This is a genomic window from Mycobacterium sp. NGS66 (genome assembly GCF_059812225.1).
The window spans coordinates 124,253-138,849 of sequence record NZ_JCALCG010000014.1; the positions used below are offsets into that span (position 1 = coordinate 124,253).

13 protein-coding genes and 1 pseudogene are annotated in these 14,597 nt (G+C 64.3%); 11 read left to right on the top strand and 3 right to left on the bottom strand.

Features of this window, described 5'->3' with window-relative positions:
* Positions 1-159 precede the first annotated feature (159 nt).
* The 10 genes and pseudogenes from AC5Y2L_RS22705 (at position 160) to AC5Y2L_RS22750 (ending at position 10,641) form a co-directional block, all read left to right on the top strand.
* Entirely contained in the window at positions 160-999 is an 840-nt protein-coding gene (locus tag AC5Y2L_RS22705) for an MlaE family ABC transporter permease (protein WP_499932092.1), read from the top strand.
* Between the two features lie 2 nt (positions 1,000-1,001).
* On the top strand, positions 1,002-1,865 hold the full coding sequence (locus AC5Y2L_RS22710; protein ID WP_499932089.1) for an MlaE family ABC transporter permease: 864 nt from the start codon (positions 1,002-1,004) through the stop codon (positions 1,863-1,865).
* Positions 1,866-1,868: 3 nt separating this feature from the next.
* Positions 1,869-3,428, top strand: coding sequence for an MlaD family protein (locus tag AC5Y2L_RS22715; protein WP_499932087.1), 1,560 nt, complete (start codon positions 1,869-1,871; stop codon positions 3,426-3,428).
* Positions 3,425-4,480: an MCE family protein gene (locus AC5Y2L_RS22720; protein WP_499932085.1), complete on the top strand. Its 1,056-nt coding sequence runs from the start codon at positions 3,425-3,427 to the stop codon at positions 4,478-4,480. Before AC5Y2L_RS22715 ends, AC5Y2L_RS22720 begins: the two co-directional genes overlap by 4 nt.
* A gap of 20 nt (positions 4,481-4,500) precedes the next feature.
* The gene (locus AC5Y2L_RS22725; protein WP_499932421.1) at positions 4,501-5,541 is read left to right on the top strand and encodes an MlaD family protein; all 1,041 of its coding nucleotides are present in this window, start codon (positions 4,501-4,503) and stop codon (positions 5,539-5,541) included.
* Complete coding sequence (locus AC5Y2L_RS22730; protein WP_499932083.1) at positions 5,538-6,644, top strand: MCE family protein; 1,107 nt, start codon at positions 5,538-5,540, stop codon at positions 6,642-6,644. The genes AC5Y2L_RS22725 and AC5Y2L_RS22730 overlap by 4 nt, the downstream gene beginning before the upstream one ends.
* A pseudogene (locus tag AC5Y2L_RS22735) lies at positions 6,641-7,846 on the top strand (MlaD family protein); the annotation flags it as partial. The gene AC5Y2L_RS22730 and the pseudogene AC5Y2L_RS22735, both read left to right, overlap by 4 nt.
* Before the next feature lie 45 nt (positions 7,847-7,891).
* The gene (locus AC5Y2L_RS22740) at positions 7,892-9,142 is read left to right on the top strand and encodes an MlaD family protein (RefSeq protein ID WP_499932079.1); all 1,251 of its coding nucleotides are present in this window, start codon (positions 7,892-7,894) and stop codon (positions 9,140-9,142) included.
* Between the two features lie 30 nt (positions 9,143-9,172).
* Entirely contained in the window at positions 9,173-9,847 is a 675-nt protein-coding gene (locus AC5Y2L_RS22745) for an Rv1363c family protein (RefSeq protein WP_499932077.1), read from the top strand.
* Between the two features lie 17 nt (positions 9,848-9,864).
* On the top strand, positions 9,865-10,641 hold the full coding sequence (locus tag AC5Y2L_RS22750; protein ID WP_499932075.1) for a mannan-binding family protein: 777 nt from the start codon (positions 9,865-9,867) through the stop codon (positions 10,639-10,641).
* Positions 10,642-10,659: 18 nt separating this feature from the next.
* Here the strand turns inward: AC5Y2L_RS22750 and AC5Y2L_RS22755 are convergent, their stop codons facing one another.
* The 3 genes from AC5Y2L_RS22755 to AC5Y2L_RS22765 all read right to left on the bottom strand — a co-directional run bounded on the left by AC5Y2L_RS22755 (position 10,660) and on the right by AC5Y2L_RS22765 (position 13,167).
* On the bottom strand, positions 10,660-11,766 hold the full coding sequence (locus AC5Y2L_RS22755; RefSeq protein ID WP_499932073.1) for a hypothetical protein: 1,107 nt from the start codon (positions 11,764-11,766) through the stop codon (positions 10,660-10,662).
* 187 nt (positions 11,767-11,953) lie between these two features.
* The gene (locus AC5Y2L_RS22760; RefSeq protein ID WP_499932071.1) at positions 11,954-12,661 is read right to left on the bottom strand and encodes a Type 1 glutamine amidotransferase-like domain-containing protein; all 708 of its coding nucleotides are present in this window, start codon (positions 12,659-12,661) and stop codon (positions 11,954-11,956) included.
* Positions 12,658-13,167: a DUF2505 domain-containing protein gene (locus AC5Y2L_RS22765; RefSeq protein ID WP_499932069.1), complete on the bottom strand. Its 510-nt coding sequence runs from the start codon at positions 13,165-13,167 to the stop codon at positions 12,658-12,660. Before AC5Y2L_RS22765 ends, AC5Y2L_RS22760 begins: the two co-directional genes overlap by 4 nt.
* Positions 13,168-13,365: 198 nt before the next feature.
* Here AC5Y2L_RS22765 and AC5Y2L_RS22770 point away from each other — a divergent pair, with 198 nt between their 5' ends.
* Positions 13,366-14,295 carry an SAM-dependent methyltransferase gene (locus AC5Y2L_RS22770; RefSeq protein WP_499932067.1) on the top strand — a complete coding sequence of 310 codons (930 nt, stop codon included), beginning with the start codon at positions 13,366-13,368 and terminating at the stop codon, positions 14,293-14,295.
* Positions 14,296-14,597 lie beyond the last annotated feature (302 nt).

Genomic DNA, 14,597 nt, shown 5'->3' on the forward strand with positions numbered 1-14,597 from the left:
GGTGCCTGACATTGCTATTTTAGCCAACATAGCTGTCGACGCGCCCCATTTTCCTGCTCGGCCCTCAGGAATTAGGGGTGGGGAGAGCGCCGATGGATGCGGCTGTTGGTGCGTGATGACTGACGATTTCCGTTTGCTCGGTCAATCACCGGTCGTGACGTGACCGCGCAAGAAGCCGGCGTCACCGCTATCCAGGAGTGGTCGGTCGGGTACGTCAGACGCCACCCGGTGGCCTCCCTGACGACCGTCGGCGAGCAGTTCGTCTTGGGTGTGCGCACCGTTCAGTACTTCTTCTTCGATCTGGTGACCGGGCGATTCCAATGGCAGGAGTTCGTTCGGCAGGGTGCGTTCATGGCCGGGACGGCCGTGTTGCCGACGATCCTGGTGTCGTTACCGATCAGCGTCACGTTGTCGATCCAGTTCGCGCTGCTGGCCGGACAGGTCGGTGCCACCTCACTGGCCGGCGCGGCCAGCGGACTCGCGGTCATTCGTCAGGGCGCCTCGCTGGTTGCCGCGGTCCTGATGGCATCGGCCGTCGGGTCGGCGATCACCGCCGACCTCGGTTCGCGGACCATGCGTGAAGAAACCGACGCCATGGAGGTGATGGGCGTATCGGTGATCCGCCGTCTGGTGGTCCCGCGGTTCGCGGCCGCGATCATGATCGGCGTCGCGCTCACCGGAGTCGTGTGCTTTGTCGGATTTTTCGCGAGCTACATGTTCAACGTGTACTTCCAAAACGGCGCACCGGGCAGCTTCGTCGCGACGTTCGCGTCGTTCGCCACGACCGACGACATGATCCTGGCGCTGCTCAAGGCGATCGTCTTCGGTGCCATCGTGGCGGTGGTGTCGGCCCAAAAAGGCTTGTCCACCAAGGGCGGACCGACCGGTGTGGCGAATTCGGTGAACGCCGCCGTCGTCGAGGCGATCCTGCTGCTGATGGTCGTCAACGTGGCCATCAGCCAGCTCTACATCATGCTGGTGCCCAGGACGGGGCTATAGCCGTGGCCGCGTCCGCCTACCTGCCGTTGTCGCCGATCACGACACGACTGGTTCAGCTGTATCGCAGAACCGCGAGGCCGATCACTCGATTAGGCCACATGCTGGTCTTCTTCGTGCGGGCCTTGGTCGCCGTACCGATCGCGTTGCGCCAATACCACCACGAATTCTTGCGGCTGCTGTCCAACATCACCTGGGGTAACGGTTCCATCGTGGTGGGTGGCGGAACCGCCGGTGTCGCAGTGGTATTGGGCATGACCGTCGGCGCGCTGGTCGGCATCGAAGGTTACAACTTCCTCGACCTGCTCGGCCTGGGGCCTGCGACCGGCTTCGTGTCGTCGTTGGTCAACACCCGCGAGCTGGCCCCACTCATGGCCTCGCTCGCGTTCGCCATGCAAGGCGGCTGCCGGTTCACCGCGCAACTGGGGTCGATGCGCATCGCCGAAGAGATCGACGCCATGGAATCGATTGCTATTAGGCCGATTCCGTTTCTGGTGACTACCAGGCTGGTTGCCTCGGTTGTCGCGACGGTCCCGCTGTATGCCGCCTGCCTGGCGATCGGCTACCTGACCACTCAGGTGGTCGTGGGTATCAGCAGCGGCGGCTCCACCGGGTCCTACCTGCACTACTTCACGCTGATGCTGGCGGGCAAGGACATCGTCTATTCCTTGTTCAAGGCAGTCATTTTCGTATGGATCGCCTCGACCATCCAGTGCTACTACGGCTATTACGCGAGCGGAGGTCCCGAGGGCGTCGGAGTGGCTGCGGGGCATGGCATGCGGGCCAGCATCACCGTCGTGATCATGGTGAACATGCTGCTGACCATGGCGCTGTGGGGCGTCGACGCCGGCGCAAGGTTCGGTGGCTAGCACATGCCGAATTCCTACGACACCGACGGGCGCGGCCCTTCTGACCGACAGCTGCTGGGCTACGGGGTGGCGGTCGCATTGGTAGCGGCCCTGCTCACCGGCGGTCTGTTGGTCAAGTCGACCGGCCGGCTCAACGATTACGTGCGGGTGGTCGCCGATCTGGTCAACGTCGGTGACGGCCTGCCGCAGAAATCGGACGTCAAGTATCACGGGGTGCTCGTCGGCATGGTCAGCAGCGTCGTACCGGCCACCAACGGAAAACCCAACTACGTCCACATCGATCTGAAACCCGAGTACGCCAAGTCGATTCCGGCGGCCGTGACCGCTCGAGTGGTGCCCAGCAATGTGTTCGCGGTGTCGTCAGTGCAGCTGGTCGGTAATGGGCCCGGTGTGACCATCAGTGCGGGTGCGCACATCCGGGAAGACAGGCAGTTGCCGACGGTGCTGTTCCAGACCACCGTCAGCAAGCTGCGCGATCTGCTGGCCGCCGCCGGGCGTGGCCGCGAAGACAGGTCGGTGGGGATTTTGGCCGCGCTCGCCGCCGCCACCGATCATCGCCGCGCCGCGCTGCTGACCAGCGGAGCGCAACTCAATCGCCTTATCGATCAACTCAATTCGATTGTCAGCACCGACGCCGGACCGTCCACAGTTTCGGCGCTCGTCGACGCGACACGGGGGCTGCAGGCAACCGCTCCAGACCTCGTCGACGCCCTGCATCAGGCCGTCGTGCCGATGCAGACCTTCGCCGAGACGCGCGGACAATTGGCCGAGCTGCTCTCCGGCGCCGACTACACGGTGGGCATCACGCACCAATCCTTTTCCAACCACATGGACCAGCTGATCAGGATCTCGGCCGACCTCACCCCGGTATTAGGTGTGCTGGCGATGAAGTCCAACAACTTCGTGCCGGCTGTCACCAAACTGGACAACTTGGCCAACAAGTTCATGGAGGAAGTCTGGATGCCGGAGAACGGCGTCGGCAACATGCGCGCCAGGATTTCGTTCACCCAAACGTATGCTTACACCCGCGCCGACTGCCCTCGTTACGGCGAGCTGAAGGGACCGAGCTGTTTCACCGCGCCGCTGATTCCCAACAAACCTGACCTACCGGAAGTGCTTCTCCCACAGAACTATCGGCCGCCCAAGGATCTGGCGCCGCCGCCGGGAACCATCATTGGTCCCGACGGCAATTTGGTCGCCGTGGGTCCGCCGCTGATCAACGGACCGCCCAACCTGCAAGACCCCAGTCCTCCGCTGCCGCCGTTCCACACCCCGTCGCCGCCGGTACCGCACAGCGCCAACCCCGACAATCCGAACCCGGGGCCGCCGGCACGGGGGGTGGCGCCGCCGCCGCCACTGCTCGGGCCTCCCGCAGCGGGATCGATCCGGACGTCGTCCTTCGGCGGCAACGTCGGGCCCGTCGGCAGCGAGTATGAGCGAAACATGTTGAGCGTCATCACCGGTAGGCCTGCCACGGCTGCCACCGAGTTGCTGCTGGGACCGGTCGCCCGCGGCACGACGGTGTCGCTGGTGCGCTCGCCCTCGCCCGGGGTGCCCAGATGAGATTCCGCGGCCCGCTTATCGGCCTGACACTTTTCATGGTCGTCGCCATAACTCTCACCTGGCTGGTGTACGTGAGCCTGCGGCGTGACGTTGCCGGGCAGACGGCTTCGTACTCGGCGGTGTTCAGCGATGTGTACGGGCTTCGCGAGGGCGACGATGTACGGATGGCCGGGGTTCGCGTGGGCCGGGTCGAAAAAATCGACCTCCAGGGCAAACTCGCGAAAGTCTCCTTCGTGGTGCAGACCGAACAGCACCTGTTCGGCAATACCGTCGCCTCGGTGATCTACCAGAACATCGTCGGGCAGCGCTACCTGGGCCTGTCGTTGGGCAAGGACGGCAGCCCCGACCAACTCGCGCCGGGCGGCGTCATCCCCCTGGATCGTACGGAACAGTCGTTCGACGTCACGGCCCTGCTCAACGGATACGAGCCGCTGTTCAGCCTGCTGAACCCGCGTGACGCGGACAACCTCACCAAGGGCGTCATCGAGTCACTGCAGGGCGACACCTCATCTCTTGCCACCCTGGTCAGCCAAACATCCACGCTCACAGAGACATTCGCCGGCAGGGACCAGGCGCTCGGTGATGTCATCACGAATCTGAACCGGGTGGTCGTCAACCTGGCCGCACAGAATGACAATCTCGACGGTGTCCTCACCCAGACGCGTGATGTGGTTGCCGCCCTAGACCAGCGACGTCCAGAGCTGGTTACCTCAGTGGGCACATTGTCGCGGCTGATGACGCACCTGTCGGCGGCCGCCTCGGAAGACTACCCGGCGCTTCGTGAATTCATCCGCCGCAAGCCCGGTGTCACGCGGCACCTGCTCGAGGTCGAACCCCAGGTGGCCTTCTTCGGCGACAACATTCCGCTGCTGCTGAAGGGGCTCGTCCGCATCGCCAACCAAGGCGCCTACGGCAATGCCTATCTGTGCGACGTCAACATCTTCGGTTTCTTCCCGGGTCTCAATGACGTGGTGCCGATCATCGTCAACGCGGCGACGCCGGGGAACAAGGCGTGGCACACTCCGCGATGCAGGAACACCGGCGGTGGGTGACCTCGATGACTGATTCCCCTATGCGGCTTCGCCTTGAGCGCCTGCGGAAGCGTCCGCTCGAAAGCTACAACATGACCTGGCTCGGCTTTATCGCCGCCGCGGTGGTCGCGGTGGTGATCGGCTCCATGCTGCTGGTCCACATGCTCGGTGTCGGGTATCGGCATTACACCGCGGAGTTTTTGCAGGCGGCATCCCTGCGAGCCGGAAATCCGATCACGATAGCCGGCATACCGGTCGGCACCGTCACCAGCATGAAGCTCGCCGGTGACCACGTCGAGGCCGGTCTGAAGATTCGCGACAATATCGTCTTGGGCAAGGATTCCAAGGCCTCGATCAAGGTCACCACCATCCTCGGCTCGCGTTACCTCGCCATCGAGCCCAACGGGCCAGGCTCCTTGCCGCGCAACACCTTTGAACTGACGCACACCGAGGTTCCCTACGACCTTCAGGACGCATTGAAGGACGCCACAACCACTTTCGAGCAAGTCGACTCCGACCAGTTCGCCCAATCGCTTGCCGTACTTGGCAAGCAACTCGAAAAGCTGCCCGCGGTTGTGCCGCAGGCCATGGCGAACATCAACTCGCTGTCGTCGATCATCGCGCAACGCCGCGACCAACTGGGTCAGCTGCTCAAGAGCACCGAGCAGGTGACCAACACATTGCGCCGCCAGCAATCCAACATCGGCAACGTCGTCAACCAGGCGCAAGACCTGTTGGCCCACTTCGTCGCACGGCGTGCCGTGTTCCACGCCATGATGCAATCCCTTACCAGCCTGGTGGACACGATGAACCAGCTCGTGATCAGCGACCGGTCGGGTATCGACGCGTTGCTCAAAGACGTGCGCGAGTTCAGCGACTTGATGTCTCACCATGACGACCTGCTGCGCAATCTGCTGCAGATCACTCCCATCTTCCTACGGGAAGGCGCCAACCTGACCGGTGACGCCAACGCGGTCAGCTTCAACGCCCCCAACGCCCTGCTCATCGATTCGTGGATGTGCGCAATCAGCGGCCGCGCCCAGCAATTCGGGATGATCCCGTACTTCAAGGACTGCAAATGAGAGGCCGGATAGTAACGGTCGTCGCCGTCGTGGCGTTGGTGGCCGCGGTGATCGGCGCGGGCTGGTGGTATCTGGACTCCGGCTCGCAGCCGATCACGGTGACGGCCCAATTCGACAGCGCCTCAGGCCTATACGAAGGCAACGCGGTGTCCGTGTTGGGCATGCCGGTCGGCAAAGTGACCAAGATCAACCCCCGCGGTGGCTACGTCGAAGTCACGTTCACCGTGGATCGCAACGTCAAGGTCCCGGCGAACGCGCAAGCCGTCACCGTGTCGACGTCAATCCTCACCGACCGGCACATCGAGCTCACACCGCCCTACCACGGCGGGCCGGTACTGGAGAACCACGACACGATCGGCTTGATCCGCACCAAGACCCCCATCGAATTCAGCCGCGTGCTAGCCGTTCTCGACAAGGTGACCAAGTCACTGGAAGGCGACGGACACGGTGGCGGACCCATCGCCGACGTCATCAACGGGGGCGCCGAAGTCGTCAACGGCAACGGCGCCAAGATCAAGGGAGCACTCGACGAGCTGTCCAAAGCGCTGCGGCTGAGCAGCGACGGCGGTGCGCAGACCCGCGAACAGATCACCACGATCGTCAGGAATATCAGTTCGCTGTTTGAGGCTGCCGCCACCAACGACGCCAAGCTGCGTGAATTCGCCTCGACCATCCACCAGGTCAGCCAAATTCTGGCCGACGAGGACATCGGTAGCGGCAGTACCGGAAAGAAACTCGACCAACTGGTCCAGCGGGCCGGCGACCTCGTCGACGCCAATCGCGAAGCGATCAGGCAGGCCCTGCTCAAAGGCAACACCACGGTCCAGGTGCTTGCCGACCAACGGCGCGAACTCGCCGAAACGCTTGACCTGGCTCCACTTTTGGCGGACAACGCCTACAACATGATCGACCGGGAGAATGGCGCGGTGCGCGCGCACTTCCTCACCGACCGAATGATCTTCGACAGCCAGTTGACCAAAGAAGTCTGCAACCTGATGGGTCTTCGGCAACTCGGGTGCAGCACCGGGACCATCCAGGACTTCGGTCCCGACTTCGGGTTGACGTATGTGCTGGATGGCCTGGCAGCGATGGGACAAAAGTGATAGGCGCACGGGGGAGAGCCGCTGCCGCGATCGCCGCCGCGGCGCTGTTGAGCTCCGGATGTGCCACGAACGGCCTTGCCAGCCTTCCCCTTCCGGCCCCGGGTCTGGGTTCGGGTGGCTACCAGCTGACCGCGGTGTTCGGCAACGCGCTCAATTTGCCGATGAATGCCAAGGTGAAGCTCGCCGGCGCCGACGTCGGCCAGGTCGAGTCGATGATCGCCCGCAACTACACGGCCGTCACCACGCTGCGCATCCGCGACGGTGTGCTGCTGCCCAAGGGCAGCACCGCCGAACTGCGCACCGCTACCCCGCTTGGCGACGTGTTCGTGTCGGTACGCCCACCCGCCCAACCGGACCCGGGCGCACCGATGCTGAAGGACGGCGACACCATCGGGTTGGACTCGACGGCGTCGGCCGCCACGGTGGAGTCGGTGCTGAGCTCGGCCGCGATCCTGGTGAACGGCGGCGCGGTGCGCAATTTCACCAACATCATCAACGGTTTCGGCAAGGCCACCGGCGACCAGGGCCAGGCGTTCGGGGACCTGGTCCGCAAGTCCAATCAGCTGCTGGGAACGCTGGACTCCAGGTCCGCGCAGATCTCGAACGCATTGACCGAATTGTCCCGCCTCAGTGCGCAACTCGACGCCAAGAACCAGAGCCTGAGCGAGCTGATGGCGGCCGCCAACCCCGCCACCGATGCCTTGGCCGCCAACACGACGGAACTTTCCAATCTCGTCGTACAAGTCGGCGAGACCAGCCGGTTGCTGGCCAGGTTCCCATCGCTGGGGGGCACCGACACCAGCGGCCGCAGCATTATCCGCGACCTCAATGCGATTGCCGGCGCAGCCAACGATGTCGTGGTCAGTCCGGATACCAGCTGGCTGGCCTTGAACCGGCTGATTCCGGCATTGATCAAATCGACTGCGGGCAACTCGATTTCGGTGAATGTGGGTGTGGACCAACTAATCCTCGGCTCGATACCGGACATCGGATTTCCCGGTGACCGAGGGTTGCACGGACCCAGCAGATACACCTGGAATGAGCTCGTCGGCTCCCTGAAGTACACGCTGTGGCGGCTGCAAGAACGAGTTGTCGGGCGCGGGCCGAACTCGGTGCAGGTGCCGGTGATGCCCGATCCGAAGGTGCCCGGCGGGCTTATCATCGGTCCGCCGCCGGCTGGAGCCCCGCCCGCACAGGCCCCCCCCGGCGCCACAACTGCCGGGCCTGCTGTCGCCAGGACCACCGCCGTGATCGAGTCCACCGCCAGCGCCATTGTCCGGGTGGTGCGGGCGTGCCACCGCCGCCAAGTCTGGCTGTCGGTGGCCGGCCTCGTGCTCACCCTGGTAGTTGCTACCGCGTACTTGCTCATCGGTGCGCTGCGGGTGACCCCGTTCGCGTCGTCCTATCGAGTCACTGTGCAGTTGGCGGAATCTGGTGGGCTGCTGCCCAATCAGGACGTCGCGCTACGCGGTGTGCGCGTCGGGCGGGTTGAGTCGCTGCAGATCACCGACCGCGGCGTCAACGCCATCGCCAGCATCACCTCGAAGGTGCGGATCCCGGCGAACGCCGTAGTGCACGTCTCCGCTCTGTCTCCGGCCGGCGAGCAGTACATCGACTTCGAAGCGGCATCCGACGCCGGACCCTACCTGCACGACGGCAGTTTCATCGGGCTCGACCGAACCACCGTCCCAGTGAGTCTGGCGCAATTGCTCGGCGACGCCGACGGGCTGCTGGCGCAGGTCGATCCGGGCAAGATCGAGCTGATCAAAAAGGAACTGAGCCTGAGCAAGGAGGGACCGGCCAAGCTGGCCGCCATTGTCGACGGCGGCACCATGCTGCTTTCCGCGCTCGACTCGGTGCTGCCCCAAACCACCAGCATCATCAAGACCAGCCGCGTCGTGCTGACGCTGGCGGCCGATAAGAATGCCGGCCTTGCGGCGGCGACCGTCGGGCTCAATCGAACGCTGGCCGGTATAGCCCGAATGCAGGCCGGATATCGGCGCCTCACCGGACAGACACCGCAGACACTGAGAGCCGTCGACAACCTGTTCACCGACAACTCCGAAACCATGGTGCAGCTGCTGGGCAGTCTGGCGACCACCTCCCAGCTGCTCTATTTGCGGGTGCCGGCCCTCAATGCGCTGTTCCCCGACTACCGCGGGTCGGTACTGGACGCCGTGGCCAGCGCTTTTCACGACCATGGCGTGTGGGCGACGGCCGACCTGTACCCCCGCTACGCGTGCGACTACGGAACACCGACGCATCCGCCGTCGTCGGCCGACTACTACGAGCCGTTCATGTACACCTATTGCCGCGACGACGACCCAGGGGTCGGGATCCGGGGAGCAAAGAATGCGCCCCGGCCAGGCGGCGATGACACCGCCGGTCCGCCACCAGGCGCGGACCTGGGAAGGAGAACCGATCCAACACCCAAGGGCCGCTTCACCATTCCCACGCCCTACGGCGGGCCGGTGCTGCCCATCGAGCCGCCGCACTGAGCCCAACACATCCACGCCGAGGAGATGACCATGACCACCACGACCGAGAAGTCCGTCGAAGCTGACACCGAAAAGCCAGACGTTGCAAGCGAAGACGCCGAGGCCACGGAGTCCACCGAAACGGACACCACCGACACCGAGGCCGCCGACACCGATGACGAGGATGACGGACCGCTATTGGGCAAGCGCGCCAACAAGTCCGAGAAGACCAAACGCGGCCGGCGGCCCTGGCGAAAGTATGTGCGCCGCAGTGTGCTGCCGCTGTTACTGGTTGTGTCCCTTGCCGTCTCCGGCTTTCTGGGCTGGAAACAGTGGCAAGAGCATCAGGTCAAGGTGGCGGGCCAGCAGGCCCAACAAGCGGCAATCAAGTACGCGCAAGTGTTGACCAGCATCGACTCCAACAACGTCGACGAGAACTTCCGGCAGGTGCTCGACGGCGCGACCGGTGAATTCAAAGACATGTACACCCATTCCAGCGTGCAGCTCCGGCAACTGTTGATCGACAACAAGGCCACGGCCCACGGGGTGGTGGTCGACTCGGCGATTGCCTCCGCGTCCACCGGCAAGGTGATGGTGCTGGTGTTTATCGACCAGACCGTGACCAACATGGCGGCGCCCGATCCGCGTATCGATCGCAGCCGGATCAAGATGACGATGGAGAAGGTCGACGGCCGCTGGCGCGCAAGCAAAGTCCAACTGCTCTAAGCCATTCGGAGCCACCAGTGATCAGACGATTCATCACCATCGCGGTGTTGCTCGTGGCGGCTGGGATATCGGGGGTGGCCCACACGGCCAGCGCCCAGGCATCGTCCGAGTCATTCTGCGGCGAGCTTGGCGGCGGTTGGGACGGCCAGTACTGCCACACCACGGTGACTTCCGAACGCAATGCCGTCCGCGACATCAAAGTCGCCGTTCCCGCCGACCTCGTCGACAACCCGACCACGGGTCCGGTCGTCCGCGACTACCTGCGCACCCTGGTGGGCAACTGGCGAAACGCCAACGCGCACATGGCCGCTGACAGCTACGGCGAGGAGAACTACGAGGTTTTCCGACACGGCAACTTGCTCAGCGTCGTCTTTCATGAGGACTACCACGCCGACGGGCCCAAGCCCAATAACGCCTACCGCACCTTCACGTTCGACATGGCAAGCGGCAGGAGAGTGCAGCTAGCAGATTTGACGAACGGCAATCCGCTCACCGCCATCCCGCCGTTAGCTGAGCCGTTCGTCCAAACGGCACTCAATCAGGCTCCGCCACCACATGACCCGGGCACCTACCCGTTCGTCGTTGATCGCTGGACGCCGGACAAGGTCTATTCCGGTGCGTACCGGGCGTGGGCGCTGACTCCTGACGAATTGATCCTCTACATGCCCGACTATCCCGTGGGACACGACGAGCCCATTGATTTCACCCCGGGAGCGCTGCAGTGGTTCATGGATGGTGGCACCGTGCAGGCACATATTCCGCTGTCGGCGCTGAGTTCCGTTCTGCGCGTGTAGGAGTCGCCTAACAGGCGGTTAGTCCCCCTTGGGGCGGTCCTCTTGGGCGCGCCGCGCCGTCTTGGCTTCCGCCTCACGCCGTAGCCGGATTGCCCGCGCGCGGGCCTCGGCCGCCAGGGCTTGAGCTTCCGCAGCTTCAGCGCCCGCCCATACTTCGGCAGCCCGCGCTTCAGCCTCTGCGGCTTCGGCCTCCGCCCTCGCCTGGGCGGCCAGGGCTTCAGCTTCGGCGGCTTCGGTCCGGGCCCGGGCGCGTTCCCGCGCCTCAGCAGCCCGCGCTTGAGCTTCGGCCGCTTCTGCTTGCGCCTGCGCCTCGGCGGCGCGCGCTTGAGCTTCGGCGGCTTGTACTTGCCTGCGCGCCTCGGCGGCCTGGGCTTGTGCCTCGGCGGCTTCCGCTTGCGCGCGCGCCTCGGCGGCCAGTGCTTCGGCTTCGGCGGCTTCGGCTTCCGCCCTCGCCTGGGCGGCCAGCGCTTCGGTCTCAGCGGCTTCCGCGCGTGCCTGGCCCCGTGCCCGCGCCTCGGCCGCCAAGGCTTCGGCTTCGGCGGCTTCGGCTTTCGCGCGCGCTTCGGCGGCCAGCGCTTCGGGTTCGGCGGCCAAGGCTTCGGCCGCGGCCGCTTGTGCTTGCGCCCGGGCCTCGGCGGCCAGGGCTTCGGCTTCGGCCGCCAGCGCTTCGGCTTCGGCGGCCAGCGCTTGGGCTTCGGCGGCCTCCGCCCGCGCCCGGGCTTCGGCGGCCAGCGCTTCGGCTTTGGCGGCCTGGGCTTGGGCTTCGGCGGCCTCCGCCCGCGCCCGCGCCTCCGCTTCCAACTCCAGTGGCGCTGGCTTCAACTTGACCTGCGTCGGCGCCGGCTTGGGACGCGGTTGCTCCGGAATCCGTCGCGGGGCTGGCTTCGGGGTGGCTGCCGCGAGTTGGGTGCGTTGCTTCGCTTCTCTTCGTTGGCATGCGTAGAAATCAACGGCGACCAGCGCAAAACCGGCGAGCACCAGCAGCGGTACGAACACCGCCGGGTTAGTGGCCACCCCGGCCAGGCCGAGCACCGTCAGGGGAACTCCGAACGCCACCGCGACCCACGGATGTCGGTCGCCCAACCCGACCGCCCATGGCCGCCGATCCGGTCTGCTAATGACCATTCCCGAAGACCTCATCCCGTTTTTGAGGAGACGTCGGGATCTAAGCGTACTGTGAGACTCGCCACTGTGGTGAGCTAAAAGTCAGGTTTATCGGTCATGTCGCTGTTTTATCGGTGATGTCGTAGGGGACCGACCCAAAACGGCCGGTCGCCCATAGCTGGCTGAGTAAATGGTGTCGCCAGACCGGTCATTTGCCCTCATCGGAGTACAACAGTGAGTGCGTTACGCGAGTCCCGTCGAAGCGGAATTCGTGTGCAGAACGCCGCAGCGGCTCGACGGTGGCATCCGGGTGCACGATGACCCCGCCTCCCGTTGGAATCCCGAGACCGGTGGCCGCCCCCTGCAGGAATTGGATTGTTTCCGTCAGCCGCGCCCACTCGGCTCGCTCGTCATGCGTGTCGACCACCATGGGGACCAGCTGGAAAACATCGAGCAGCTCAGCCGCGGGGGATTGGGGCGTCTCGACGATCCCGTAGCGTCCCAGCTGGATTGCCCCCGCGGATACGCCCACCACAATTGCCCCTCGGGCGTGCCGATCGAGGATCACATCCTTCATGCCGGTTTTCTCGAATGTGTTCCATCCGAGACGGACATCGCCGCCGGCAAGGACGATCAGGTCGGCCCGCGCCAGGAAGATCCGGTCGTCTGGTCCGAACGACGAGTCGATCATGCGGCGGTCGGTGATTCCCACTGCGTCCATCGCCGCCTCGAAGATTTCGTAGAACTCGGGGCGATCGCCATTGGAGGCACCGATGTAGGCCGCGCTGGGTGGTCGGTTTCGAACCAATCCATCCAGGGCTGCCTCGAGCAGCAGCCGGTCCTGCCGCTTCCAGAACAGCAGCTGGCTGTCAGCCAGCAGATACAGCGGTTGAAGTTGTGGCGTCGTCGCGCTCATGCATGTTCTGCGATCCAGGCGTCGGCGAATTGCAGCCCGGCAGGGATGCTTTTGGTCAAACTAGCTCCGATGGCCTTTTCGAACTTGGCGCCCACCAGCGGGATCTTGACCTCCACTCGTACGGCGTAACGCAATCGGGAACCGTTGCGGGCGGGCGTCATCAAGACGTCCGCGTGACCTGATCCCAGCCCGGCGGGCGCCGAGATGCTGGTCTGCCCGCGCACCTGGCCGTCGCCAACCGATCGCCACGTCTCGCAGTTCACGATTTTCAGATCCCCGGGGACGAATCTTGCAACCGCTGCGGGTAGTAGCTGACGACCCACGTGCTGGGTGGAGCGCACCGACACCGTTCCGTCGTCGTCGACGATCAGCGAATCCAGGGTTACCGGAGCGTTGGCGTCGCCGCCCGCGATGCAGGCCAGCCAATAGTCTTCGCGCCGGAACGCCGCATGAAGTTGTTCGACGCTCGCGAGGGATTCGGCCAATATCTCGAACGAACGCGGCATAGGGACATTTTTGCCGGCGGCGGTCACCGATTTCGCACGTACCGGCGGCGAGCGTGCGTAGTTGTACCCGCTTCACGGCGTGTCGGCGTACAACAGCGCACCCTCGCGACCGATCGGCATCCCGTCCCTCAGGTGGTTAAATGGGCTAAGTGTTAAACTGGCTAAATATCCCTCGACTACGACATTGGAGAAGTAACGGTGCCTCGCACAGACAATGACAGCTGGGACCTGGCGACCAGCGTGGGCGCGACCGCGACGATGGTGGCCGCCGCTCGCGCGATCGCGACCAAGGCGGCTAATGCGGTGATCAATGATCACTTCGCGGAACCGTTGGTGCGTGCGGTCGGTGTGGACTTCTTCACGCGATGGGTGGCCGGCGACCTACGCGCCGCTGACGTCGATGACGACGAGTCCGGCTGGAAGCTCGAGCACATGCCCGCGGCGATGGCCGCCCGCACCCGCTTTTTCGACTCGTTCTTCCAGGATGCGAGCCGGGCCGGAATTCGTCAGGCCGTGATCCTGGCCTCTGGTCTGGATGCCCGCGCCTACCGGTTGGACTGGCCGACCGGTATGACGGTATTCGAGATCGACCAGCCTGAAGTGATCGCGTTCAAGACCACCACCCTAGAAGATCTGGGCGCCGCCCCGAAAGCCGAATTGCACACGGTCGCAATCGATCTCCGTCAGGACTGGCCGACGGCACTTCGGCGGGCCGGATTGGCCACGGATCGGCCGACGGCGTGGATCGCTGAGGGGCTGCTGGGGTATCTGCCGCCGGAAGCTCAGGACCGGCTGATGGACAACATCACCGCGCTCAGTGCCGAGGGCAGTCGGCTTGCGGTCGAAGCGATTCCGAATAGGCCGCAGCGAGACACCGAACAAGCGCGCGAGATGATGCGCAGGGCGACTGCCAGGTGGCGCGAGCATGGCTTCGAATTGGATTGGGAAGAACTCGGTTTCGAGGGCGAGCGCAAGGACGTCGCCGACTATCTGGATGGCTTGGGATGGCGGTCGGTCGGCACGCCGATGAGCCAATTATTGGCGGAGAACGGTTTTGAGGCATTACCGCAGACGCACGACTCGGTGTCGATGGCCGACACGGTTTACTACAGCTCGGTGCTTGGGTAGGTAACGCCTCGACGCCGCCACGAGCGTGCGCAAATGTACCGAGACGCGCCGGTGTGGGTGTGCATTTTCGCACTCTCGCGACGCCCCAGTCACATTAGCCACGCCAGTCCCTACGATGCAGGGCAAGTCATTTCGCAACGTGATACCACCCGCGATATCGAGTTCGAGTCTGCAATATCGCCACTTTCCTGGTGCGCAAGTGAACGTGGTCATCATGAATCCCATAGGTCACAGAATTTGGGATGTATGTCCATGTGCCCACCTGATAGCGACACCCGTTGCGCCGCAAGCTAATTTATCGC